The 21,245-nt window shown below is 71.5% G+C and carries 15 protein-coding genes, 2 pseudogenes and 1 riboswitch; of the genes and pseudogenes, 10 read left to right on the forward strand and 7 right to left on the reverse strand.

Annotated features, from left to right (window positions below):
• Nucleotides 1-12: 12 nt before the first annotated feature.
• Nucleotides 13-2,163, reverse strand: a complete 2,151-nt coding sequence (locus OG322_RS32395) for a peptidase C14 (protein WP_185095647.1) — start codon at nucleotides 2,161-2,163, stop codon at nucleotides 13-15.
• Nucleotides 2,164-2,371: 208 nt separating this feature from the next.
• Nucleotides 2,372-3,229 (reverse strand): IclR family transcriptional regulator, encoded by an 858-nt coding sequence (locus OG322_RS32400; RefSeq protein ID WP_123468301.1) that lies wholly within the window; start codon nucleotides 3,227-3,229, stop codon nucleotides 2,372-2,374.
• A gap of 288 nt (nucleotides 3,230-3,517) precedes the next feature.
• Between OG322_RS32400 and OG322_RS32405 the strand changes: the two genes are divergently transcribed.
• From OG322_RS32405 to OG322_RS32435, 7 genes are all read left to right on the forward strand, one after another.
• Nucleotides 3,518-4,888 (forward strand): aspartate aminotransferase family protein, encoded by a 1,371-nt coding sequence (locus OG322_RS32405; protein WP_123468299.1) that lies wholly within the window; start codon nucleotides 3,518-3,520, stop codon nucleotides 4,886-4,888.
• Nucleotides 4,888-6,075, forward strand: a complete 1,188-nt coding sequence (locus OG322_RS32410) for a mandelate racemase/muconate lactonizing enzyme family protein (RefSeq protein WP_123468297.1) — start codon at nucleotides 4,888-4,890, stop codon at nucleotides 6,073-6,075. The genes OG322_RS32405 and OG322_RS32410 overlap by 1 nt, the downstream gene beginning before the upstream one ends.
• Nucleotides 6,072-6,917: an amidohydrolase family protein gene (locus OG322_RS32415; protein ID WP_329307326.1), complete on the forward strand. Its 846-nt coding sequence runs from the start codon at nucleotides 6,072-6,074 to the stop codon at nucleotides 6,915-6,917. Before OG322_RS32410 ends, OG322_RS32415 begins: the two co-directional genes overlap by 4 nt.
• 184 nt (nucleotides 6,918-7,101) lie before the next feature.
• Nucleotides 7,102-7,941, forward strand: a complete 840-nt coding sequence (locus OG322_RS32420; protein ID WP_124286555.1) for an SDR family NAD(P)-dependent oxidoreductase — start codon at nucleotides 7,102-7,104, stop codon at nucleotides 7,939-7,941.
• 74 nt (nucleotides 7,942-8,015) lie between these two features.
• Entirely contained in the window at nucleotides 8,016-10,154 is a 2,139-nt protein-coding gene (locus OG322_RS32425) for a peptidase C14 (RefSeq protein ID WP_185095646.1), read from the forward strand.
• Nucleotides 10,151-11,095, forward strand: a complete 945-nt coding sequence (locus OG322_RS32430) for a GNAT family N-acetyltransferase (RefSeq protein ID WP_329307327.1) — start codon at nucleotides 10,151-10,153, stop codon at nucleotides 11,093-11,095. Before OG322_RS32425 ends, OG322_RS32430 begins: the two co-directional genes overlap by 4 nt.
• A gap of 200 nt (nucleotides 11,096-11,295) precedes the next feature.
• Nucleotides 11,296-12,411, forward strand: a complete 1,116-nt coding sequence (locus tag OG322_RS32435; protein ID WP_329307328.1) for a glycoside hydrolase family 6 protein — start codon at nucleotides 11,296-11,298, stop codon at nucleotides 12,409-12,411.
• Nucleotides 12,412-12,415: 4 nt separating this feature from the next.
• Here the strand turns inward: OG322_RS32435 and OG322_RS32440 are convergent, their stop codons facing one another.
• The 4 genes and pseudogenes from OG322_RS32440 to OG322_RS32455 form a co-directional block, all read right to left on the reverse strand.
• Nucleotides 12,416-13,807: a uracil-xanthine permease family protein gene (locus OG322_RS32440; protein ID WP_123468287.1), complete on the reverse strand. Its 1,392-nt coding sequence runs from the start codon at nucleotides 13,805-13,807 to the stop codon at nucleotides 12,416-12,418.
• Between the two features lie 313 nt (nucleotides 13,808-14,120).
• Nucleotides 14,121-15,215, reverse strand: a complete 1,095-nt coding sequence (locus tag OG322_RS32445) for a winged helix DNA-binding domain-containing protein (protein ID WP_221198177.1) — start codon at nucleotides 15,213-15,215, stop codon at nucleotides 14,121-14,123.
• A 237-nt stretch (nucleotides 15,216-15,452) separates the two neighbouring features.
• Nucleotides 15,453-15,773: pseudogene (locus OG322_RS32450) on the reverse strand (aldo/keto reductase); the annotation flags it as partial.
• A gap of 177 nt (nucleotides 15,774-15,950) precedes the next feature.
• Nucleotides 15,951-16,373 (reverse strand): VOC family protein, encoded by a 423-nt coding sequence (locus tag OG322_RS32455; RefSeq protein WP_123468284.1) that lies wholly within the window; start codon nucleotides 16,371-16,373, stop codon nucleotides 15,951-15,953.
• A gap of 160 nt (nucleotides 16,374-16,533) precedes the next feature.
• Between OG322_RS32455 and OG322_RS32460 the strand changes: the two genes are divergently transcribed.
• The gene (locus tag OG322_RS32460) at nucleotides 16,534-17,535 is read left to right on the forward strand and encodes a helix-turn-helix transcriptional regulator (RefSeq protein WP_329307329.1); all 1,002 of its coding nucleotides are present in this window, start codon (nucleotides 16,534-16,536) and stop codon (nucleotides 17,533-17,535) included.
• A gap of 306 nt (nucleotides 17,536-17,841) precedes the next feature.
• Nucleotides 17,842-18,117, forward strand: a pseudogene (locus tag OG322_RS32465) (alginate lyase family protein); the annotation flags it as partial.
• A 46-nt stretch (nucleotides 18,118-18,163) separates the two neighbouring features.
• Here the strand turns inward: OG322_RS32465 and OG322_RS32470 are convergent.
• Entirely contained in the window at nucleotides 18,164-19,396 is a 1,233-nt protein-coding gene (locus tag OG322_RS32470) for an MFS transporter (RefSeq protein WP_123468280.1), read from the reverse strand.
• Between the two features lie 155 nt (nucleotides 19,397-19,551).
• Between OG322_RS32470 and OG322_RS32475 the strand changes: the two genes are divergently transcribed.
• Nucleotides 19,552-20,730: an ROK family transcriptional regulator gene (locus OG322_RS32475; RefSeq protein ID WP_123468278.1), complete on the forward strand. Its 1,179-nt coding sequence runs from the start codon at nucleotides 19,552-19,554 to the stop codon at nucleotides 20,728-20,730.
• Between the two features lie 339 nt (nucleotides 20,731-21,069).
• Nucleotides 21,070-21,200, forward strand: a riboswitch (FMN riboswitch).
• Nucleotides 21,201-21,245: the final 45 nt, after the last annotated feature.

The raw sequence follows: 21,245 nt of genomic DNA on the forward strand, positions 1-21,245 counted from the left end.
TGGGCGGGGTGGTCAGAAGCGCAGCGTGGCCGCGGTGTGGGCGACGCGGTCGCCCTCGTCCGGGAGCGCGGTGCGCTCGGTGCCGTCCTCGACGCAGCCGGTGTGCAGCAGATGGCTGGAGCCGCCGAACGCCGCGGGCCGCAGTTCGAGCCGGCCACCGGTGAAGGTGGAGCCGGTGGCCCGGTAGTGGTTGGGCCCCTCGGTGAGCAGCACATGGGCGGTGCCCTTGGGCGCGGTCGAGTCGAGGCCGCCGAGCTGCCAGTCGACGGTGCGTCCGGAGCCGGTACGGGCGAGCAGGGCGCCGTCCTTGTTGGTGCCGGACAGCCGCGTCCCGTCGATGCGCAGCCGCTGGTCCTTCGCCGAGGTCAGCTTGAGACCGGTGTCGCGGAGCTCGCCGCCGAGGACGGTGATGTCGGTGTGCGCGAGCGAGACCGGGGCGGTGTCCTGGGAGCCGGTCAGCGTGCACTGGTCGACGACGAGCGGCCCGGTTCCGTTGAACACCGCGCCGTCCACGCCCTTCAGCGTGGTGCGCTGGAGGGTGAGCGGGGCGGTGACGTTGGACTGGGTGATCTCCGCGCCCGCGGTGAAGGCGAAGGAGGAGTCGGCGATCACGTTGGGCCGGGCGGACAGGTCGGAGGCCCGGGAGACGATCAGCGGACCCGTCGCCGTACAGCCCCGCATCTGCACGCCGTCCGCGTTGACCCAGAGCATTCCTGAGCCGTCCAGGGACTTCTTGCCGATGACCAGGACGTCCTCAAGGGTCAGATCGGTGATCTTGACGCGGGCCACGAACCAGGAGCAGGCGTGCCGGCGTACGGTGATCCGCTTGGCCCGGCCGCCCCAGGCCGCGCCCGAGTTGGCGAACGTCATCAGGCCGGAGTTGCCGGTGTAGGTGAGGTCGTGCTCGAACTGGCCGTGCGTCACGAACGGGCCCTCGTTGTCACCGTCGCCGTGGCAGTTGGTGACGTAGCAGTAGGCCGAGGCTGTGAAGTCGTTGAGGTGACGGGCGTTGGAGGTGTGACAGTCCTCCACGTGCCCGTACAGGCAGTAGATCTGCTGCGTGAGGTAGCCCGCGCCGCCGTAGGTGACGGACTTCGGGTTGGTCAGCGAGCACTGCTCGGTGCGGTAGTACGTGCACCAGCGGCGCATCACCACCGGCCAGAACGTGCCGATGGCCTCGATCCCGGAGACGTCGCAGCGCACCGCGTACTCGTAGGCGACCGGGTGCGAGCCGGTCATCTCGTCCTCGCCCCAGCCCTCGAAGACCATGTTGCGCACATGGGCGCGGTCGACGGGCTCGACACGGGTCCAGGTGAGCGTGCGGCCGGCGGCCAGGTCCCAGCCGATCTGGTAGTTGACCCGGATGTGCGTGGAGTCGACGACATCGGTGACCTGGACGAGCCGCTGGATCTCCTTCTCGTACTTCCCCGACAGGGCGTTGATCTCCACGGACCACCACTGGCCGACCGAGAACGCCGCCGAGTCGCCGACCTCGAAGAGGTCCGAGAGATCCGGCATCGGTGCGCTCAGCGTGTGGGTGACGGTGGTGTTCGTGGGGGTGCCGCGGAAGGAGAGGACGGCGCCGAAGGGGTTGTCGTGGGTGTTCTTCTCGATGCCTTCGGTGTGGAGGTGGTGGCCGCCGAAGTCGAGTTCGATGTTGGAGCGGTTCCAGAGGTGGCGTTTGGTGAGGAGGAGGTCGGTGTGGGCTTCGATGCGGTGGACGGTGGGGTCGGCGATCATCGCGTCGAGTGCGGCGTCGGCGGGTGTGGTGGCGTCGTGGTGGCCGAAGGTGCGGAAGTCGAGGGTGCCGGTGTGGAGCTGGTGCCAGCGGCCGGTCTTGCTGGTGTGGGTGGGTGCGATGACGGTGCCGCCGTTGTGGGCGGTGGTGGACTTCTTGTCCCAGCGCAGGGCCATCGCGCCGCCGTCGCCGGGGGTGTGGTAGCCGGCGAGGAGGATCTGGGTGCCGTGGTCGAGCGGCTTGGTGTTCAGGGCGCGCAGTTCGGCGACGGTGTCGAGGCGTAGTACGTCGCCGGTGTGTGCGGGTGCGGCCTGGGCCGGGGCGGTGGCCACGGCCGAACCGGCCATGACCAGACCGGCGAGACCCGAGGCCCGCAACAGATTCCGGCGGGACGACGCAGGGGTGTGGTGGTGCGGAACGCTCATGCGGACTTCGCCTTCCGAGAAGCGCGACAAGTGAGGGAGCGTTCCTGCGGTGGACTGCCATGAGGCGGATGGCTGAAAAGGGTTCGGCCGTCTGATGTTCGCGACGCGGTGGGCAGGCGTCGGAATCGGACCGGGAGGGGTAAATCGGCGGTGACGGGTGAGTGTCACCGCGGTTGGCAGGGAACCTACGGCGGGTTGTGCCGATCGGTCAAGACCCGATTTCGTCGGAATGCGATGCCGCGGTGTCCGACGGGTCGTCCTCCGGGGCGTCCACCCAGCCCAGGGAGACGCTGATCCGGCGGGCCGAGTCCCGCACCTGGCCGCCCAGTTCCTGGTAGCGCCAGGCCGGCAGGCCGAGCTTGAGACCGGTGATGGAGACGGCCCCGGCACACACCGAGCGGTCGTCGAACACCGGTGCGCCGATGCAGATGATGCCCTCGGCGTCCTCCTCGTCGTCCAGGGCGTAGCCGACCCGGGCGATGTCGCGCAGATGGGACAGGAAGGTCGCCGGGTCGGTGATCGTGCGGGACGTGCGCCGGGGCAGCCCGAACCGCTCGACGATCGAGGCCGCCTCGCCCGGCGGCACCGCCGAGAGCAGTGCCTTGCCCAGGCCCGTGCAGTGCGGCAGCTCGCGCTGGCCCATCCGCAGATCGAGCCGGACGCGCTGGTCGAGCTCGACCTGGTCCACCACGACCGCGTGGCCGTCCTCGGGCACGGCGAGCCTGGAGGCCATGCCGGTGGCCCGGGTGAGCTCGCGCAGGACGGGGTGGGCGACCCCGCGCAGCGAGACCTGGGACCTGGCCCGGTCGCCGAGCCTGGCCAGGCTCATGCCGAGCCGGTAGCGGCGGTTCATGCCCTCGCCGTCGTCCGAGACGAGGCCGTAGGCGCGCAGGGTCTGGAGCATGCCGAAGGCGGCGCTCTTGGAGATGGAGCAGACCTGGCCGACCTCGGTGACGCTCATGCCGTTGCCCTGCGAGGGGGCGGCGAGCGCTTCGAGGATGTCGGCTGCCCTGGCCACGCTCTTGACCCAGTACTTCGGTTCTTCTGGGGCAGCACTGTTCGTCATAGCAGAACAGCCTAGTGCCTCTGGGGTCCCGGGGCGTACGTCAGAGTCAAGGAAAGCCCGGAATTGGGGCCTTGAGTGGCTGAAAGGGGGTTGACCGGCCCCTGAGGCGGACGTAATATCCAGGCACTGTTCTGCTCTACAGAACAGTGTTCTGAAAATGCGAAACGCAGTACCGAGCACCACGGATCACCTCTTCCTGCGGCGACTGCCGGGCGGATGGCGCCAGGGACTCACGGGCCGGGCAGGGCCCGCGAAAACCGACGACTCTCGACGCAAGGAGCAAGCACCATGAGTTCAGGCCCGGTAGGCAACGAATCCGGAGCCCGACTCGCCGAACGCGCCCGCCAGGTCGTACCCGGCGGCGTGAACAGCGGTCAGCGCAGTGTTCCCGGACTGACCGACCTGGTCGTCACCGGGACCGACGGCGCACGGTTCCGTACCGCCGACGGACGCGAGTACACCGACTTCCACTCGGCGTTCGGCCCGCCGCTGCTCGGCCACAACGACCCCGACGTGGCCCGCGCCACCGCGGAGGCCGGCGCCACCCTCGGTCACATGGGTGTCGGCGTCACCGAGGGCGAGGTCCTCCTCGCCGAACAGCTCACCGAGCTGATCCCCTCGATCGAGAAGGTGCTGCTCACCAGCACCGGCAGCGAGGCGACGTTCCACGCGCTGCGGGTCTCCCGCGCCGCCACCGGCCGCCGCCTCGTCGTCAAGTTCCAGGGCTGTTACCACGGCTGGCACGACTCGGTCAGCCTCAACGTCATCTCCGCGCCCGAGAAGGTCGGCGGCCACGACCCGATCTCGACCGGCATCCTGCCCGAGGTCCTCGAAGCCACCCTCGTCCTGCCGTTCAACGACAGCGAGGCCGTCCGGCGCACCTTCGCCGAGCACGGCTCCGACATCGCCGCCGTCATCGTCGAACCCGTCCCGCACAACGTCGGCGCGCTCCTGCCGTACCAGGAGTTCCTCACCACGCTGCGCGAGGAGACCACGAAGGCCGGCAGTGTCCTGATCTTCGACGAGGTCATCACCGGCTTCCGCCACGGCCTCGGCGGCTGGCAGCAGATCTCCGGCGTCACCCCCGACCTCACCACCCTCGGCAAGGCCATCGCCAACGGCGCCCCCGTCGGCGCGATCGGCGGCCGCGCCGACCTGATGGACCTCTTCTCCACCCGTCCCGGCGCCCCGGCCTTCTTCGCCGGCACGTACAACGGCCACCCCTCCGTCGTCGCCGCCGCCCTCGCCACCCTGCGCAAGCTCCGTGAGGAGCCGGTCCACGACCACGTCTTCCGGCTCGGCGGCCGGGTCCGCAGCGAACTGACCGGACTGTACGAGCGCCTCGGCGTCCCCGCCGTCGTCACCGGCTACGGCTCCGTCTTCGTCAGCTACTTCATGCCGGGCGAGGCCCCCCGCACCTACGCGGACCTGCTGAACAACGACGCCTCGCTGTTCGTCGGCTACCGCCGCAAGCTCCTGGAGCACGGCCTGTTCGAGCTGCCGCTCAACCTCAAGCGCAGCCACATCAGCTACGCGCACACCGACGCCGACGTGGACCGCCTCATCGAGGGCACCGAGGCCGCGGTCAAGGCCGTCCTCGCCGACGGCGGCGCCCGCGACCTGGAGAACACCTCCACCATGGGTGGAGCGACCCGCTGATGCTGACCGTCAACCGCACCCGCCCGCCCGGCCCCGCCGGCCGGATCACCCGCGTCGAGACCCTGATGCTCGGCACCTCATGGCGCGACTTCGGCTACGTCCGGGTCCACACCGACGAGGGCCTGTCCGGCATCGGCGAGATCACCCACCCCTACCGGGTGGGCGAGGTCTGCGCGCTCACCGAGGCCATCGCCCGGCGGCACCTGATCGGTGCCGACCCCTTCGACGTCGAGGAACTCTGGCTCCGCGTCTACCAGGGCGACTTCCTGCGCGGCGGCGACATGGGCGGCGTCGCCCTGTCCGGCCTCGACCAGGCGATGTACGACCTGATGGGCAAGGCGCTCGGCGTCCCCGCCTACCGGCTGACCGGCGGCGCCTGCCGGGACGACGTCCGGGTCTACGCCAACGGCTGGTACACCGGGGAGCGCGAGCCCGAGACCTTCGCCGCCAAGGCGAAGGAGACGGTCGCGAAGGGCTTCACCGCCCTCAAGTTCGACCCGTTCGGCCCCGGCCTGCACGAGCTGGAGCGCGCCGAACTGCGCCGCTCCATCGACCTCGTGGCCGCCGTCCGGGAGGCCATCGGACCCGACATCGACCTCTTCATCGAGGGACACGCCCGGTTCGCCATGCCGACCGCCGCCCGGCTGGTGCGGGAGCTCGAGCCCTTCGACATCGGCTGGTTCGAGGAGCCGATGCCCTGGACCCACATCGAGCGGTACGCCGAACTCCGCCAGCGCGCGGCGTTCCCCATCTCCGGCGGCGAGCACTTCCACAACCGCTACGAGTACAAGCAGCTCTTCGCCACGAACGCCGTCGACATCATCCAGCCCGACCTCTCCATGGCCGGCGGCTTCACCGAGGTGCGGAAACTCGCCGCGATCGCCGATACCCACGGCATGCTCGTGGCCCCGCACAACTCCAACTCCCCGCTCTGCACCACTGTCTCGGTGCACGCGGCGCTCGGAATCCCCAACTTCAAGATCCTCGAAACCTTCGACGGGCTGCTGGAGCCGTTCGTCTTCGACGCACTGAAGGGCACCCTTCCGATGGAAGGCGGCCGCATCGGCCTGCCGACCGCACCGGGGCTCGGCGTCGAACTCGTCGACGAGGTCTTCGAGGAACACCCGCCCAGCCACCGCTTCTGGAACATGTTCGCGGACGGCTGGGAGAAGCGGAACCGCACATGATCGTCGACGTCCACTCCCATCTCTTCCGGCACAGCCACGACTTCACCGACCCGTTCAGCTCCGACTCCGCCCGCGCCCACGCGGGCGAGGTCGACCTGACGGTGAAGTGGGAGGAGTACGCCGCCACCGCACCCGAGTCCACCCGCACGATCGTCGTCGGCGGCAAGGCGCGGCGCAGCGGGCTGTGGGTCGACGACGCCGCCGTGTCCGCCTACGTCGGAGAACACCCCGACCGGCTCATCGGCTACCTGGCCCTCGACCCCACCCAGCCCGGCTGGCAGGACGAACTCCGCTACGGCCACCAGGAGCTGGGACTGCGCGGCATCAAGCTGATGCCGATGTACGCGGGCTTCGACCCGGCCGCCGAGGAGTACGACGAGCTGTACACGTACGCCGAACGGCACGGGCTGCCGCTCCTGGTGCACACCGGCACGACCTTCGTGTCCAGCGCACCGCTGGAGTGGGCGATGCCCCGCCACCTGGACGCGGTCGCCATCCGCCATCCCGAGCTGCGGATGGTCCTGGCCCACCTCGGCCACCCCTTCGAGGGCGAGTGCATCGCGGTCATCCGCAAGCATCCGCATGTGTACGCCGACCTCAGCGCCCTGCACTACCGGCCCTTCCAGCTCTGGCACAGCCTCCGGCTGGTCCAGGACTACGGGGTCTTCCACAAGGTGCTGTTCGGCAGCGACTACCCGTTCACCACGGTCGACGACTCGGTGAAGGGGCTGCGGGAGATCGCCCGCATCCCTGGCATTCCGGGGCTGCCGCCGCTGGACGCGGACGCGATCGAGGAGATCATCCACCGGCCCTCGCTCGATCTGCTGGGCCTGAACGGCTGACCGGGCCGTTCCCACGAACTGCCGGTACGGTGCCCGGGTTCATCCCCCTGTCCGCGGGCGCCGGCCGGTAGCCGGGCCGCCGCGCAACCACCCAAGTGTCCCCGCGCGGCGGCCCGGACCCGTCCGGCGGACCAGGGCCGGTCCCACCCCCTGTTCCGCATCTCTCCGCTGGAGGAATCCCGCCATGACCGCAGCCGTCCCGCCCCGCGGAACCGACCGCTTCGACCTGACCGGCCGCACCGCGGTCGTGACCGGGGCCGCCCGGGGCCTGGGCCGGTCCTTCGCCGTCGGGCTCGCCGAGGCGGGTGCCGACCTGGTGCTCGTCGACCTGCCCGGTGCCGAGGGCGTGGCCGAGACCGCTGCGGCGGTCGAGGCGCTCGGGCGGCGCTGCCGCACCTATGGCCAGGACCTCGCGGACATCGAGGCGCTGCCCGGCTTCGTGGACGCCGTACGCGCCGAGACCGGGCCGCTGCACATCCTGGTCAACAACGCGGGCACGGCGGCGCTGGAGCGCTTCAACGAGATCACCCCGGCCAGCTGGTCGCACATCATGCGGGTCAACGTGGACGCGGTGTTCTTCCTCAGCCAGCGCGTCGCCGAACACATGACGGCGGATTCCGTCGCCGGCCGCATCATCACCATCACCTCGAAGAACGCCCTGGTGGCGGAGGCCGGACTGGCCCACTACAACGCCTCCAAGGCCGCCGCCCAACTGCTCACCGAGACCCTGGCGGTCGAACTCGCCCCGCACGGCATCACCGCCAACACCCTCGCCCCCGGCATGGTCGAGACCCCCATCGACGGCGAATTCCCCTTCGACCGGGAGGCCTTCGAGTCCGCGTACCGCGAGCGCATCCCGCTCGGACGGTATGCCGAGCCCGACGAGTGCGTGGGCGCCCTGCTGCTGCTCGCCTCGGACGCCGGGGCGTACCTCACCGGGGCGCGGATCGTCGTGGACGGCGGGGTGCTGGCCGACCAGATGCCGCGGATGCGCTTCATGCCGCCGTACCGCAACACGATCTGACCGCGACCGCGCGGCAGTCGGTTCCCTTCAGGTCCCATCGAGCACGCATCGACAACGCGAGGAGTACCTCCGTCATGTCCGCCAACGCATCGTCCCGCCGGAATCTGTTGCGGGCCTCGGGTCTCGCCGGTCTGGTCATGGCCGGTTCGGCCGTGGCCACCGCCCCGGCCCAGGCCGCACCCGCACACACCGGCGACGTACTGCGCCTCGACACCGTCGCCGAACTGCGCGCCCTGAACACCAAGCCGCTCGACCACGGCACCCAGATCCTCCTCGCCGGCTACCACACCCCCGGCGACGGCGGCGCGATGGCCCTGCGCTGGGACAAGAAGTCCACCACCGCCCACAACGGCGGCACCGTCATCGCACCCACCCACACCAGCAAGACCGGCCGCTGGCACCAGCTCCACACCGGCACCCTCGACTTCCGCACCTTCGGCCACCACGACGCCACCACACCCGCCGACGCCGCACTCGACGCGATGATCGCCGACCCCACCGTCCACCGCATCGAAGCCCACACCGACCTCCTCCTCACCAAACGCCACCTCTGGAACCGCTCCAACATCGAACTCGACTTCGGCGGCCACCATCTCCACACCGAAGGCATCGAGAAGAACACCCACGACAACCCCTTCGGCGCCGTCCTCTCCTTCCGCGGCACCCCCACGAACACCACCGTCACCCACACGCTCTCCGGCAAGGTCATCGAACTCACCGACACCTTCCCGGTCCCCGACGCGAAGGCGTTCGCGGTCGGCCAGTGGTGGTCCGTGCAGGTCGGCCCGGTCAAGGGCGGCGGCGGTGACGAACGCGAGCTGCAGAAGCTGGTCGAGATCACCGAGATCATCGACGCGGGCCACATCCGGATCGGCTACCTCAACGGCTGGGAACTCGCCGAGGGCCGCACGCTCACCTGGACCCGCATCGAGCCGGTCCGAAACACCCACATCCGCAACATGGTCTTCGAGGGCGCGGGACCCGACGAGTACACCGGCTCCCACCCCGTCAGCTTCGAGTACGCGGTCGGCTGCGACGTCTCCGGCATCCACGCCACCGGTACGTTCTGGCCGGTCATCATGCGCCGCTGGTGCACCCGCTTCCGTACCGAGGACTGCTCGCTGAAGAACCCGCCCACCGTCGAGTACGGCGGCGCGGGCTACCTCACCCAGCAGATCTACTGCCTGTACGGTCGGGTCGCCGACTGCACGACGAGCAATGTGCGCCATCTCAACGACCTCACCGCCTCCGCCTACTGCACCGTCGTGAACTGTCACGGCGACGGCGACGACGCGGGCGGCAACCCGTTCACCACCCACGGCCAGTACGAGCACGATCTGCTCTTCGACGGCAACTCAGGGCTGATGGACATCGCGAACTCGGGTGCCCAGTGGGGCATTTCCGCCAAGCGGATCACCGTGCGCAGACATGTCTGCTCCTGGTTCACCGCCAACACGAAGATCACCGATCTGACCCTCGAAGACATTACGGTGATCGCGCGCCCGACCTTCGACCAGGCCGGCACCCTGACCGTGAACGCCGACGGGGCCCAGGTGCGCGGCTGCACCGCGAAGACCTTCGCGGTCGCCCAGCGCTCGGACCGCTCCACCCGGCCGACCACCATCAGCGACTGCTCCTTCGAACCGCCCGCCGGCGCCGTCCTCGTCCAGACCCCGGTCACCGCACCCGTCCACTTCGTGCGCTGCACGTTCAAGGGCGTCGACGGCCTCGTCCTGCGCGGTGCGGGCCCCGTCCACCTCACCGACTGCACCGTCACCGGCGCCGACGACGCGGCCCCCCTCTCGGTCGGGTCGGCGGATCTGCGGGTCGACGGCGGTACCTACCACAACACCGGCATCGAACTCAGCGGTGTGCGCGACCAGCGGATCACCGTCACCGGCGGCACCCGGCTCACCGGCGGAAACAAGACCAAGGCGCTGCTCGGCCGGGCGGCCGGCTCCGGGAGCACGACCTGGGACCTCACCGGTCTCAGCAGCACCGCCTCCGGAGCGGACACCGCGCATGTCCGGATCGCCGACGGCACGAACCACTACGCGGCGACCGGGAGCCGCTTCACCGGCGGCGTCCTCCACCTCGCCCCGGACGCCCTGGACTCGGTCCTGCACACCTCGTGCGTGGAGGACGGCACGCGGCGCAGCGCGATGCCCGAGGACGGCGACCGGGTGCGCACCGACGGGAACCTGATCCTGTGAGCGCCACCGTCCGCACCGCCACCGCGGCCGACGATCCGGCCCTGTCCGCCCTGTGGAAGCGGTGCTTCGAGTCCCCGCACCTCGCCGCCCTGCACGCGCTCGACCCGGACCGCCACCGGCACACGTTCGTCGCGCAGAACGACGCGGGGGACGGCATCGACGCGGTTGTCGTCTATGTACCGAGGCTGATCCGGGACGCGGACGGCACCCCGCAGCGCGTCGGCGGGATCGGCAGCGTGGCGACCCGCCCCGAATCCCGGGGACAGGGGCTGGTGCGACGGCTGCTGGTGGCGGCGGAGCGCACCATGACGGCCGAACAGTGCGCCTGGTCCCTGCTGTTCACCGGCACGCCCGGCGTCTACCGGGGCTCGGGGTGGCAGGAGTTCGCGAGCACGTACACCGAGGGGACGCTCGTCCCCTCGCCCGCCGACACGTCCGCCGCAGGGGCGTTCCGGGTCCGTGGCGCCACCGCGCGGGACGCCGTGGAGGTGGCCGCGCTGCACCACGCGTACAACGCGAAGCGGGCGCTCAGCTCGCTGCGGGCCCCCGATGACTGGGCGGTGCGCGTCCCCGCCTGGTACGGCACGATCGACCGGTCGCTCGTGGCGCAGGATCCCGTTTCGGGCGCGATCGCCGGCTGGATGGTGGCCGGGCACGAAGGGGACTGCGTGCAGGTGCGCGAGTTCGCGGGATCGGACGAGTGCCTGGGGTCGCTGCTCGCCGCCGTCGGCTCCCGGGGCCGGGCGGCGGGGCTGACCCTGGCCCGGGTCCGGATTCCCGTCACTCCCGGCGTGCGGGCCGCGCTCCCCGGCCTGCTGACGGACGCCCGGCAGGTGACGGAACACGTGGGGATGGCACGGCCGCTGCACGCCACGGCGGAGTCGGTGCGGGCCACGGTCACGGCGCCCGGCGCGGTCCACTGGTACGGCGACTGCTTCTGAGCCCCGCCCGGGGCCCGAGGCACCCCAACTCCTCCAACCGCGCCATGGGAGTGGCCTCCCGCCCGTAGGCTCGCCGTGGCGCCGGGCGGGCGGCGCCACGGGGCGGCGGAGGGGAACGAGGAGTGCCGGGCGTACGCACACAACGCCGGATCGCGCAGAGGCAGTTCAGGGAACGCAGACAACGCGCGCGCCGTCGGGCCATGGTCGTCGTCGCCTCCGCGGTGGTGGCCGTCGGTACGGCGGCCGGGGTGATCTCGGCCGTCGCGGGGGAGGGGGAGCGGGCCACCGCCCGCCCCGGCACCACCGCGTCGCCGACCGTGGCACCGCTGCCCGCGGTGCCCAGCGCGACGACGACGCCGGACCGGCCGGCCTCATCGGCGCCCGCCGCCCCGCAGCCGCCCCGGTCGCGGGAGCCGGCCCCGCCGCGGGCGTCCCGCAGCGCTGCCGTCCCGTCCGGCGGCCGGCTCTACCGCCACCCCGGCTCCCAGGTCCTGGACTGGGTCGCCGGTCACCGGAGCGACCCGCGGCGCCCGTTGATCGAGGCCCGGATCGCGGCCCGCCCCGCCGCCGTCTGGTTCGCCGCCCACAACCCGGGGGCCGTCACCGGGCAGGTCCGGTCGGTGACCGCGGCAGCGGCCGGGGCGGGCCGGACCCCGGTGCTGGTGCCGTACGCCATCCCCGACCGGGACTGCGGGGGAGCCTCGCAGGGCGGTGCGCCGGACCTGGGCGCGTACGACGCGTGGATGCGGCAGTTCGCGGCAGGGCTCGGCGACGGGCCGGTGATCGTGATCCTGGAGCCGGACGCCATCGCGCTCTCCGACTGCCTCCCGACCGGTGAAAGGGCGGCGCGCAACGCGTCGCTGGCCCGCGCGGGCCGCGTCCTGCACGCGGCGAATCCGAGGGCCAGGGTCTACTTCGACGGCGGCCACTCGGGATGGCACCCGGCCTCGGAACAGGCCGCCGCGCTGCGGGCGGCGGGTGCGGCGGACAGCGGCGACGGCATCTTCACCAATGTGTCGAACTTCCACCGCACGGCGGATGAGGCCGACTACGCCCGCCGGGTGCTGGCCGCGCTCGGCGGTCCGGCGCGGCTCGGTGCCGTCATCGACACCAGCCGCAACGGCAACGGTGCGCCGAAGGCGGGGCAGTGGTGCGATCCCGAGGGCCGGGCGCTCGGCACGGCGCCCACGACCGACACCGGGCAGGCCCGGATCGACGCCTGTCTGTGGGTGAAGCTGCCGGGCGAGTCCGACGGCTGCAAGGGGGCCGCCGGCTCCTTCAGCCCCGACTACGCGTACCAACTGGCCACGGGCTGAGCGGTCAGGCCCCGTCGGCCGGCGGCTTCTCGTCGTAGTCGGACGTCCCCGAGTCGAGCAGGGGCTCCTGGGTCTTCAGATGGGCGGGCGCGAAGGCCCGCAGCACGTGGTATCCGGTGATCACGACGATGGTGCCGAGCGCGATACCGCTCAGCTCGAAGTTGTCGGACACCTTCAGGCTGACCCCGCCGACCCCGATGATGATGCCCGCCGCGGCCGGTACCAGGTTCAGCGGGTTGCGCAGATCGACCTTGGCGTTCAGCCAGATCTGGGCGCCGAGGAGGCCGATCATGCCGTAGAGGATCACCGTGATACCGCCGAGGACCCCGCCGGGAATGGCCGCCACCACCGCACCGAACTTGGGGCAGAGGCCGAACAGCAGGGCGAAGCAGGCGGCGGCCCAGTAGGCCGCGGTGGAGTACACCCGGGTCGCGGCCATCACGCCGATGTTCTCCGAGTACGTCGTGTTCGGCGGGCCGCCCAGCGCGGTCGACAGCATCGAGGCGGCGCCGTCCGCGGCGATCGCGGTGCCCAGCTTGCCGTCCAGGGAGCGGCCGGTCATCTCGCCGACGGCCTTCACATGGCCGGCGTTCTCGGCGATCAGCGCGATGACGACGGGCAGTGCGACCAGGATCGCCGACCACTCGAAGTTCGGCGCGTGGAAGGCCGGCAGTCCGATCCAGTCGGCCTTCGAGACCCCCGACAGGTCCAGCCGCCAGTGGTCCACGGCCTCGGCGCCGCCCGCGGGGGAGTGGATCTTCCCGAAGACCTGGTCCAGAACCCAGGACAGGACGTAGCCGAAGACCAGGCCGAGGAAGATCGCGATCCGGGAGAGGAAACCGCGCAGACAGACCACGGCGAGTGCGGTGAACAGCATCACCAGCAGGGCCGTCCACTGGTCCTGCGGCCAGTAGGTCGACGCGGTCACCGGCGCCAGGTTGAAGCCGATCAGCATGACGACCGCACCCGTCACCACCGGTGGCATCGCCGCATGGATGATGCGCGCGCCGAACCGCTGCACCGCGAGACCGGCGAGGAAGAGCACCGCACCGACCACGAAGACCGCACCGGTGACCACGGCACTGCTGCCGCCACTGGCCCGGATCGTCGCGGCGACCCCGACGAACGAGAGCGAGCAGCCCAGATAGCTGGGCACCTGCCCACGCGTGGCCAGCAGGAAGATGGCCGTCGCGACACCCGACATCATGATCGCCAGGTTCGGGTCGAGACCCATGAGTACCGGGGCGACGAACGAGGCCCCGAACATCGCCACCACGTGCTGGGCGCCGAGCCCGAACGTACGCGGCCAGGAGAGCCGTTCGTCCGGGCGGACCACGGCTCCCGGTGCCGGGGTCTTCCCGTCGCCGTGCAAGGTCCAGCGCACGCCGAGGCCCATGGTCGCTCCCTGTGTGTAGGTGCGGAGGCCGGTGCCTCGTGGGGCACGGCGCAGACCGCAGAAAAGATCAGCGCCATGGTAGTGCCGGATCGGGATGAGCCTCCGGCCGGGATACGGGCACGAGGCTCGTCGCCCCCGGACGGTTCCGTCACGCCTTGCCTCGACGGCGATGCCGACCTGCTGCATGTGGTCGAAGTCGGCGAGGCTGTAGGGGCCGACACGGACACCACGTACGCGTCCCGGTCCACGCGGGCGGCGCCGGCACGTTGTGCGCGAACGGTCCCGGCACCTCGGGACCTGGAGTGCGTGATCGTCAGTTCTCGGTGTCGAGTTGGATGTGCTCGATGCGGTTGTCCAGGAAGGCGGTCAGGTCCTGGGCTTCGGTGTAAACGGCCTCCTGTTCCAGGGCGGTGAGGGGGCGCAGGGAGCTGATGTGGAGTTGGTGGTCGCGCACGGTCCAGGTGGCGGTGACCCGTCCGTCGACAAGGACGGTGCGGTGGCCTGCGACGGACAGACCGAGGTGGGGGGCGTCGATGATGCGGCTGCGGTCGTGGTAGCCGAGGATGGCGTTGTCGAAGGCCGGAAGGAACCGGACGGGGGCCGGGGTGTCGGGGTGGGGGCGGGGTGCGTCGGGCAGGTCGAGCAGCTCGCGGCCGCGTTCGTCACGGAAGACGACGAGTTCTTCCCGGGCGGCTTTGATGGCGGCGGGAAGGCCGGCGAGGCCACACCAGGCACGTACGTCCGCACTGGCGGCGGGCCCGTACGCGGCGAGGTAGCGGCGCAGCAGTTGCTGTCCGATGGGATCACTGCCGTCGGCGGGCACGGGGTCGATGTCCCGTTCCAGCCAGGTACTCAACGGCAGGTTGCGTACGCCGGCGGTCTGGTGCCACAGGCCGCGGGGCGGGAGTTGGGCCATGGGAATGAGGGCTGCGACGAGCAGCTCGCCCAGGACACGGCGTGGTGGGCCGGGCCAGCGGTCTTCGAGAGCTTGCACGAGCTCGGCCATGGTGCGGGGCCGCTGGTCGGCCATGACCGCGCGGCCGGCGGCGGCGAGCTCGTCCATGTCGATGCCGGCCAGTTCGCGCCGGTAGGTTCCCAGCACTCGCCGGCGCAGCATCGCGTCGTGGCGGGCTCGCCAGGCGAGCGCGTCGTCGGCGGAGACGAGGTGGACGGTGCGACGCATCAGATGGGTGCGCACCACCACGCGACCGGTCAGCGCATCGTCCAGCTGCTTGGGTTTGAAGTCGGACAGGCGGGACCACAGCCCGGTGAAGGGTTCCTGAGGATCCTGCGCCTGCAGGCCGCACAGATGGGCCACAGCCTCCGACACGGATCTGTCGCTGCGCTTGAGCAGGTGCTGGCGGGCGAGGGTGGCGCGATTGAGGGCACGCGCGTCAAGGACAGTCATGGCATTCTCACGCGGCGGATCGCTCGTGGGACGGGCGTCGGCGCAGGTCCGTGTGGGTGAGGGAGGGAGGTACGCAGGACCGCGTCGAGCTTGCGCCCGTCGGCGAGGTGCCGGGGGACCCGGTCCGTGCGGGCGTTCTCCGGCCGCGGCGCGTTCTTGCGGTAGCGGCCAGTGAGCAGGCCCGGCCAGCGGGCTCCACACCAGAACGCATAGGCCGTAGCGGTGGCAGGCGGGCAGGATCTCCCGCTCGATGCCGCGGTCGAGGATGGAGTAGGTGGGCTGCTCGGTGCGCAGGCGGTGCCGTCCACGCCGCTGGGGCACCCACTGGGCTTCGACGATTTCCGAGGCCGGCAGGTCGGAGGATCCGATCGCCCGGACCTTCCCGGCCCGTACGAGGCCGGTGAGCGCGGAGAGGGTCTCCTCGATGTCCGTGTACGGGTCGGGGTGGTGGATCCGGTAGAGGTCGATGTAGTCGGTCCGCAGCCGCTTCGGTGAGCCCTCGACCGCCTGGACGGCCCAGCGCCGGGAGCTGCCGCCGCGGTTGGGGCCCTCGCCCATCGGTCCGTTGCCAGGCAGTCGGCACTGACTTCGACGCCCGCCCGTCCCAGCTTCCGCATCCTCACGGTGTCCCGTTTCCTTCCGCCGCTGTACGTGTTCGGTGCCGGCGGCCGTCCGGGGCGCCGCCCGTGTGGCGGCGGCCCGGACGGCGCGGGCGTGTCAGGTCGGTCGGTTGGTTCAGCCGTTGTACGGAGCGGTGACGTCCAGGACCCAGGTGACGCCGAAGCGGTCGGTGAGCATGCCGTACAGCGGCGCCCACTGCGCGGGCTCCAGTGGACTCACGATGGTCGAGCCCTCGGCGAGCTTGCCCCACAGGGCACTGATCTCCTCGGCGTCGTCTCCACGCACGGAGACGAAGAACGGGTTGTCCCCCTGGTTCCAGGGCAGCTGCGAGGGCACGTCGTAGGCCATGACGTGGAATCCGTTGCCGCCGGCCACCTCGCCCCACATCACCCAGTCCGCCTCGCTCTCGTTCCGTACGGCGCCCGCGTCCTTGTAGGTGACCGCGACAGTACGTCCGCCGAAGACGGACTGGTAGAAGTCCAGCGCCTCACGTGCGGTGCCCCGGAAATTCAGGTGGGTGGTGGTCGTGACGGACATGACCTGCTCCTTGCCTCGATGTGACACATGTGCGCCGTCGGCCGTCGATGCCGAGCGGCGGCTGCCGTGACCAGGGGTCATGCCTCCCGAACGGCTCGTATGCCACGATGGCAGAGGTAGCGGACAGGTTGTGTCCGGTACTCCGGGAAGTAGGGGTGTCATGCATAAAACGTCCGCGCGGCTGCTCGCGCTGCTCTCGCTCCTTCAGACGCCCCGTGACTGGTCCGGCGATGATCTCGCCGAGCGTCTCGGCATCACCTCGCGCACCGTGCGCCGTGACATCGACCGCCTGCGCGAACTCGACTACCCGATCACGACCGTCAAGGGACCGGCCGGCGGCTACCGCCTGGAGGCCGGCACTCACCTGCCGCCCATGCTGTTCGACGACGAGCAGGCCGTCGCCCTGGCCGTCGCGCTGCAGACCGCGGCGGCCGGCACCACCGTCGCCGAAGACGCTGCCCGCGCGCTGGCCACCCTCAGCCAGGTCATGCCGCCCCGCCTGCGCCACCGCATCGACCTGGTGCACATCACCGCGGTCCAACCGCCTGCGGCGGCCGGCGACACCCCCCAGGTCGGCGCTCAGGTCCTGATGGCCCTGAGCCGCGCGATTCATGCCTGCGAGGAACTGCGCTTCGACTACGCCCAGGGTCCGAGCACCTCGGCCGATGACGCCCGCCGCGTACAACCCCACCACCTGGTCACCTGGCGTCATCGCTGGTACCTGGTGGCCTGGGACCTCCACTGCGAGGACTGGCGTACCTTCCGCGTCGACCGCATCCGGCCCCGCACACCCACCGGCCCCCGCTTCGCCCCGCGCGACCTCCCCGGCGGCACCGTCTCCACCTTCGTCACCAGCCGGTTCCGCGGCAACGACGGCACCACCACCGACTGGCCCTGCCGAGGCGAAGTCATCCTCCACCTGCCGGCCGCCGAGGTCGCGCCCTTCGCCCAGGACGGAGTCGTCGTGGAACTCGGCCCCCACCACTGCCGGCTCATCCTCGGCTCCTGGTCATGGACCGGACTCGCCGCCGCCATCGGCCGCTTCGACACCGATATCGAGGTCGTCGGCCCGCCCCAACTGGCCACCGCATTCGGGGACCTCGCCGCCCGCTACGCCCACGCCGCCGGCACCCCAGGACCAGAGACCGTCCCGGCGCGGTGAGAACGGAACTCACCACGGCGTTGGCCGGCTCCGTCACGCCGAACGCCGTGGTCTTGCCCGCATCGAGGGCGGCCGCGCGCAGCTTGGCCATCTCCGCCGTGGACGCACCGGCGACCGACCAGGGCCTTCTCGCGCAGGTCAGCGATCCTGCGCGGCGGTCTCACGGCCGGTACAGAGAAAGCCTCGGCCGACGGCGCGAGGCGTGGAAGCGAGGCCCAGTGGTCTCGGTCTTGGTGTGGGTCGGATGCGGAGTCCGGCGACCGTGACGGTTGCCGAGGCGTAGGTGGGTTGAGGCCCGCGAGGACCAGACCGGTCGGAGTGGACCTCTGGGCGTACGAAGGACCCCAGGGCCAGAGCCTGTTCAAGGCGATCGGCTACCTGCTGCCCGCCGCGACCCGGGAGTCCCCCTGGCCCCATCCGGCGCTGGAGTTCCACCGGTACGCGGCGAGCGACATCGTGCACGCGGCCGCCGACGCGGACGTCGCCGGGGCCCGAGCGGCCGTCGGACGGCTTCAGGCCCCGCCCTGCGGCGGCCTCTGGGCCCCGCGGCCCGCCGCGGAACAGCTCGACTCGATCGCCGGCCGAGCCGCACCCCTGAACCGCCCGTCGCGCCCGTGGGCCGGACGGTTCAGGGGTGCGGCTCGGCCGGCGCCGTGCTCGGAACACCGGCGTCCGGGGAGGCCACGGCCTTGCGGTCGCCCGCGCGCAGCACACCGGCTCCGAGCACCAGCCCGAAGGCCAGCACCGACACCAGGCCGAAGGAGACGATCAGCGAGGTCGCCTCGGCGAGCGAGCCGATCGCCGACGGGGCGATCAGGCCCGAGGTGTACGTGATCGTCGCGACGCCCGCGATCGCTTGGCTCGGGTTCGGTCCGCTGCGCCCGGCCGCCGCGAAGGCGAGCGGCACGACCACGGCGATGCCGAGGCCCATCAGGCCGAACCCGCACATCGCCAGTGCCGCGTGGGGTGCGGTGACCACCAGCACCCCGCCGACCGTGGCGAGGACGCCGCCGGTCCGTACGGTCCGTACCGCGCCGAAGCGGTCGACGACCCGGTCACCGGCGATCCGGGCCACCGCCATGGTCAGCGCGAACGCGGTCGTCGACGCGGCCGCCAGACCCGCGGAACTGCCCAGGACGTCCCGCAGGTAGATCGCCGACCAGTCCAGGCTGGCGCCCTCGGCGAACACCGCGCAGAAGCCCACCGCGCCGATGATCAGGGCCGACTTGGGCGGCAGGGCGAAGCGCGGCGGCGCCTGTGCGTCCGGCTCGCTGCGCAGATCCAGCACCCGCCGGCAGGCGACCAGGCCGAGTGCGGTGAGAACGAGGGCGGCGATGGTGTGGTGCAGTCGTGCGTCGGCGCCCAGATGCGCGGCCACCGTGCCCGCCGCCGAACCGACCAGGGCGCCCACGCTCCACATCCCGTGCAGCCCGGACATGATCGACTTGTTGAGGCGGTTCTCCACCTCGACCCCGAGCGCGTTCATCGCCACGTCCGACATGCCCGCCGACGCCCCGTACACCAGGAGTGCCCCGCACAGCGTCAGCAGATTGGGGGCCAGGGCGGGCAGGACCAGTGCCAGGGTCCACAGCATCAGCAGCCCGCGCAGCGCGGTCCGGGCGCCGAAACGGTGGCTGACCGCACCGGCCAGCGGCATCGCGAGCGAGGCGCCGATCGCCGGGAAGGCCAGGGCTATGCCGAGCTGTCCGGCGCTGACCCCCGCGTGGTCCTGGATCCACGGCACCCGGGTGGCGAAGCTGCCGGTCACCGCCCCGTGCACGGCGAAGACCGCGGCGACGGCGTACCTGGCGCGCCTCACCTGCTCCGTGCTGAAGACCGTTGCCGTGGAATCCGTCGTCATACCGCCGTGCCCTCCCCTGGGAACTCTCCGATGCCGCGGTTCCGACGCTCCCCGGCGTCCTTCTCCACGATGCGGGCAGTAAACTATCAGGAACCCTGCCTGATAAATAGGCCGAGTCGGCATCGATCGCGGCGGCGGTCTGGAAGGATCCCGGCATGCCCGCATCACCGAGCACCGCCAGGGCCATCAACGACCGGCTCGCCCTGCGGCTCCTCCAGCAGGACGGTCCGCTGACGGCCACGCAGCTGAAGACCTCGACCGGGCTCTCCCGGCCCACCGTCGCCGACCTGGTCGAACGGCTCCAGGGAGCGGGCCTGATCCAGGTGGTCGGCGAGGCCGGGGCCGAGCGCCGCGGACCCAACGCCCGGCTCTACGGGATCGTCGCCGACCGAGCCCACCTGGCCGCCCTGGACGTACGCACCGACAGCGTCGCCGTGGTCGTCGCCGACCTCCTGGGCGTGACACTGGCCGAGGCCACTCTGCCGATCGGCAGCGAGACCGCCACCGACGACGCCGTCGAACGGGCCGTGGCCCTGGTGGAACGCACCGCGAAACGGGCGGGCACCGCGCCGCTGCACAGCGTCGGCATCGGCGCCCCCGGCCTGATCGACCCGGTCACCGGGGAACTCCGCGACACCACCGGACTGCCGGCCTGGCACCGCACCCTGGTCCGGGCGCTCCAGCAGCGGCTGCCCGCGACCGTGCTCGTCGAGAACGAGACCAATCTCGCCGCCGTCGCCGAACACCGCGTCGGAGCGGCCCGCGACCACGACACCTTCGTCCTGCTGTGGCTCGGGCACGGCGTCGGGGCGGCCGTCATGCTGGACGGGAAGCTGCGCCGCGGAGCCTCCGGCGGCGCGGGCGAGATCGGCTTCCTGCCGGTCCCCGGCACCAGGGGCATCCCCTCGGCCGTCAACTGCGACGGCGGTTTTCACTCCCTGGTGGGCTCGGTGTCGCTCTGCGAACTGGCTGCCGCCCACGGCATCGCCGCCCCGGCCGGCGGACAGGAGCCGGGCGCGGCGGCGGCCGTGCGCTCGGCCCTCGCGGGGACGGGCGACAGCGAGGCGTTCCTCGACACCCTCGCCGACCGGCTGGCCCTGGGCGCGGCAGCCGTCGTCTCGGTCCTGGACCCGGGGTGTGTGCTGCTGTCGGGCGAGGTCGGCCGTGCGGGCGGGGACGCCCTGGCCGCAAGGGTCGAGGAACGGCTGGCCATGATGTCCCCGCTGCGCACCGAGGTCAGGGCCGGTCTGCTCGGCGGCACGGCGGTGCTGCGCGGCGCGCTGCTGGCCGCCCGCGAGGCGGCTCAGGACGCGCTGTTCACCCCGGCACTCTGACGGAGCGGCGCGGGGTTCCGGGTTGCGGGATTTTGGGGCTCGGGGTTCCGTCCTCAAACGCCGGACGGGCTTGAGAGACGCGGGCGCGCCGCGGGGTGCGCCGTCCCGGTGGTGGGGTCGGTGCCCCTCCGGGGTGGGGCCGTGCGAGGAGTCCCCGCAGGAAATGGCGTACGGTCCGGGTCCCGCGTCGCCCTGCGGGGACTCCGCCGCACGCCCCTGACCGGCGGCGCGCGAGAAGTGGCCGAAACAGCCCTTGTCACAGGCTGTCTGTGAGCCACTCCACAGCGTTCACTCGCATGGGCCACGGCGAGTCGTGGCACACTGATCGTGTACCAGCAGCAGCGCACTCCGGGGTCGGTGCAATTCCGAACCGGCGGTTATAGTCCGCGACCCGTCCGCATCCAGCGGCCGGTTGACCAGGTGGGATTCCTGGACCGACGGTTAAAGTCCGGATGGGAGGCAGTGCGCGGCGGGCCGTTTCGCGGGTACGCCGCCGTCGGCGGATGGTTTTCGGG

The sequence above is a fragment of the Streptomyces sp. NBC_01260 genome, assembly GCF_036226405.1.
Lineage (GTDB): Bacteria > Actinomycetota > Actinomycetes > Streptomycetales > Streptomycetaceae > Streptomyces > Streptomyces laculatispora.

What these genes read in the sequence shown, in the direction of transcription:
- OG322_RS32395 (WP_185095647.1), bottom strand. Translation starts at nt 2,163, where the DNA reads ATGAGCGTTCCGCACCACCACACCCCTGCGTCGTCCCGCCGGAATCTG.
- OG322_RS32400 (WP_123468301.1), bottom strand. Translation starts at nt 3,229, where the DNA reads ATGACGAACAGTGCTGCCCCAGAAGAACCGAAGTACTGGGTCAAGAGC.
- OG322_RS32405 (WP_123468299.1), top strand. Translation starts at nt 3,518, where the DNA reads ATGAGTTCAGGCCCGGTAGGCAACGAATCCGGAGCCCGACTCGCCGAA.
- OG322_RS32410 (WP_123468297.1), top strand. Translation starts at nt 4,888, where the DNA reads ATGCTGACCGTCAACCGCACCCGCCCGCCCGGCCCCGCCGGCCGGATC.
- OG322_RS32415 (WP_329307326.1), top strand. Translation starts at nt 6,072, where the DNA reads ATGATCGTCGACGTCCACTCCCATCTCTTCCGGCACAGCCACGACTTC.
- OG322_RS32420 (WP_124286555.1), top strand. Translation starts at nt 7,102, where the DNA reads ATGACCGCAGCCGTCCCGCCCCGCGGAACCGACCGCTTCGACCTGACC.
- OG322_RS32425 (WP_185095646.1), top strand. Translation starts at nt 8,016, where the DNA reads ATGTCCGCCAACGCATCGTCCCGCCGGAATCTGTTGCGGGCCTCGGGT.
- OG322_RS32435 (WP_329307328.1), top strand. Translation starts at nt 11,296, where the DNA reads ATGGTCGTCGTCGCCTCCGCGGTGGTGGCCGTCGGTACGGCGGCCGGG.
- OG322_RS32440 (WP_123468287.1), bottom strand. Translation starts at nt 13,807, where the DNA reads ATGGGCCTCGGCGTGCGCTGGACCTTGCACGGCGACGGGAAGACCCCG.
- OG322_RS32445 (WP_221198177.1), bottom strand. Translation starts at nt 15,215, where the DNA reads ATGACTGTCCTTGACGCGCGTGCCCTCAATCGCGCCACCCTCGCCCGC.
- OG322_RS32455 (WP_123468284.1), bottom strand. Translation starts at nt 16,373, where the DNA reads ATGTCCGTCACGACCACCACCCACCTGAATTTCCGGGGCACCGCACGT.
- OG322_RS32460 (WP_329307329.1), top strand. Translation starts at nt 16,534, where the DNA reads ATGCATAAAACGTCCGCGCGGCTGCTCGCGCTGCTCTCGCTCCTTCAG.
- OG322_RS32470 (WP_123468280.1), bottom strand. Translation starts at nt 19,396, where the DNA reads ATGACGACGGATTCCACGGCAACGGTCTTCAGCACGGAGCAGGTGAGG.
- OG322_RS32475 (WP_123468278.1), top strand. Translation starts at nt 19,552, where the DNA reads ATGCCCGCATCACCGAGCACCGCCAGGGCCATCAACGACCGGCTCGCC.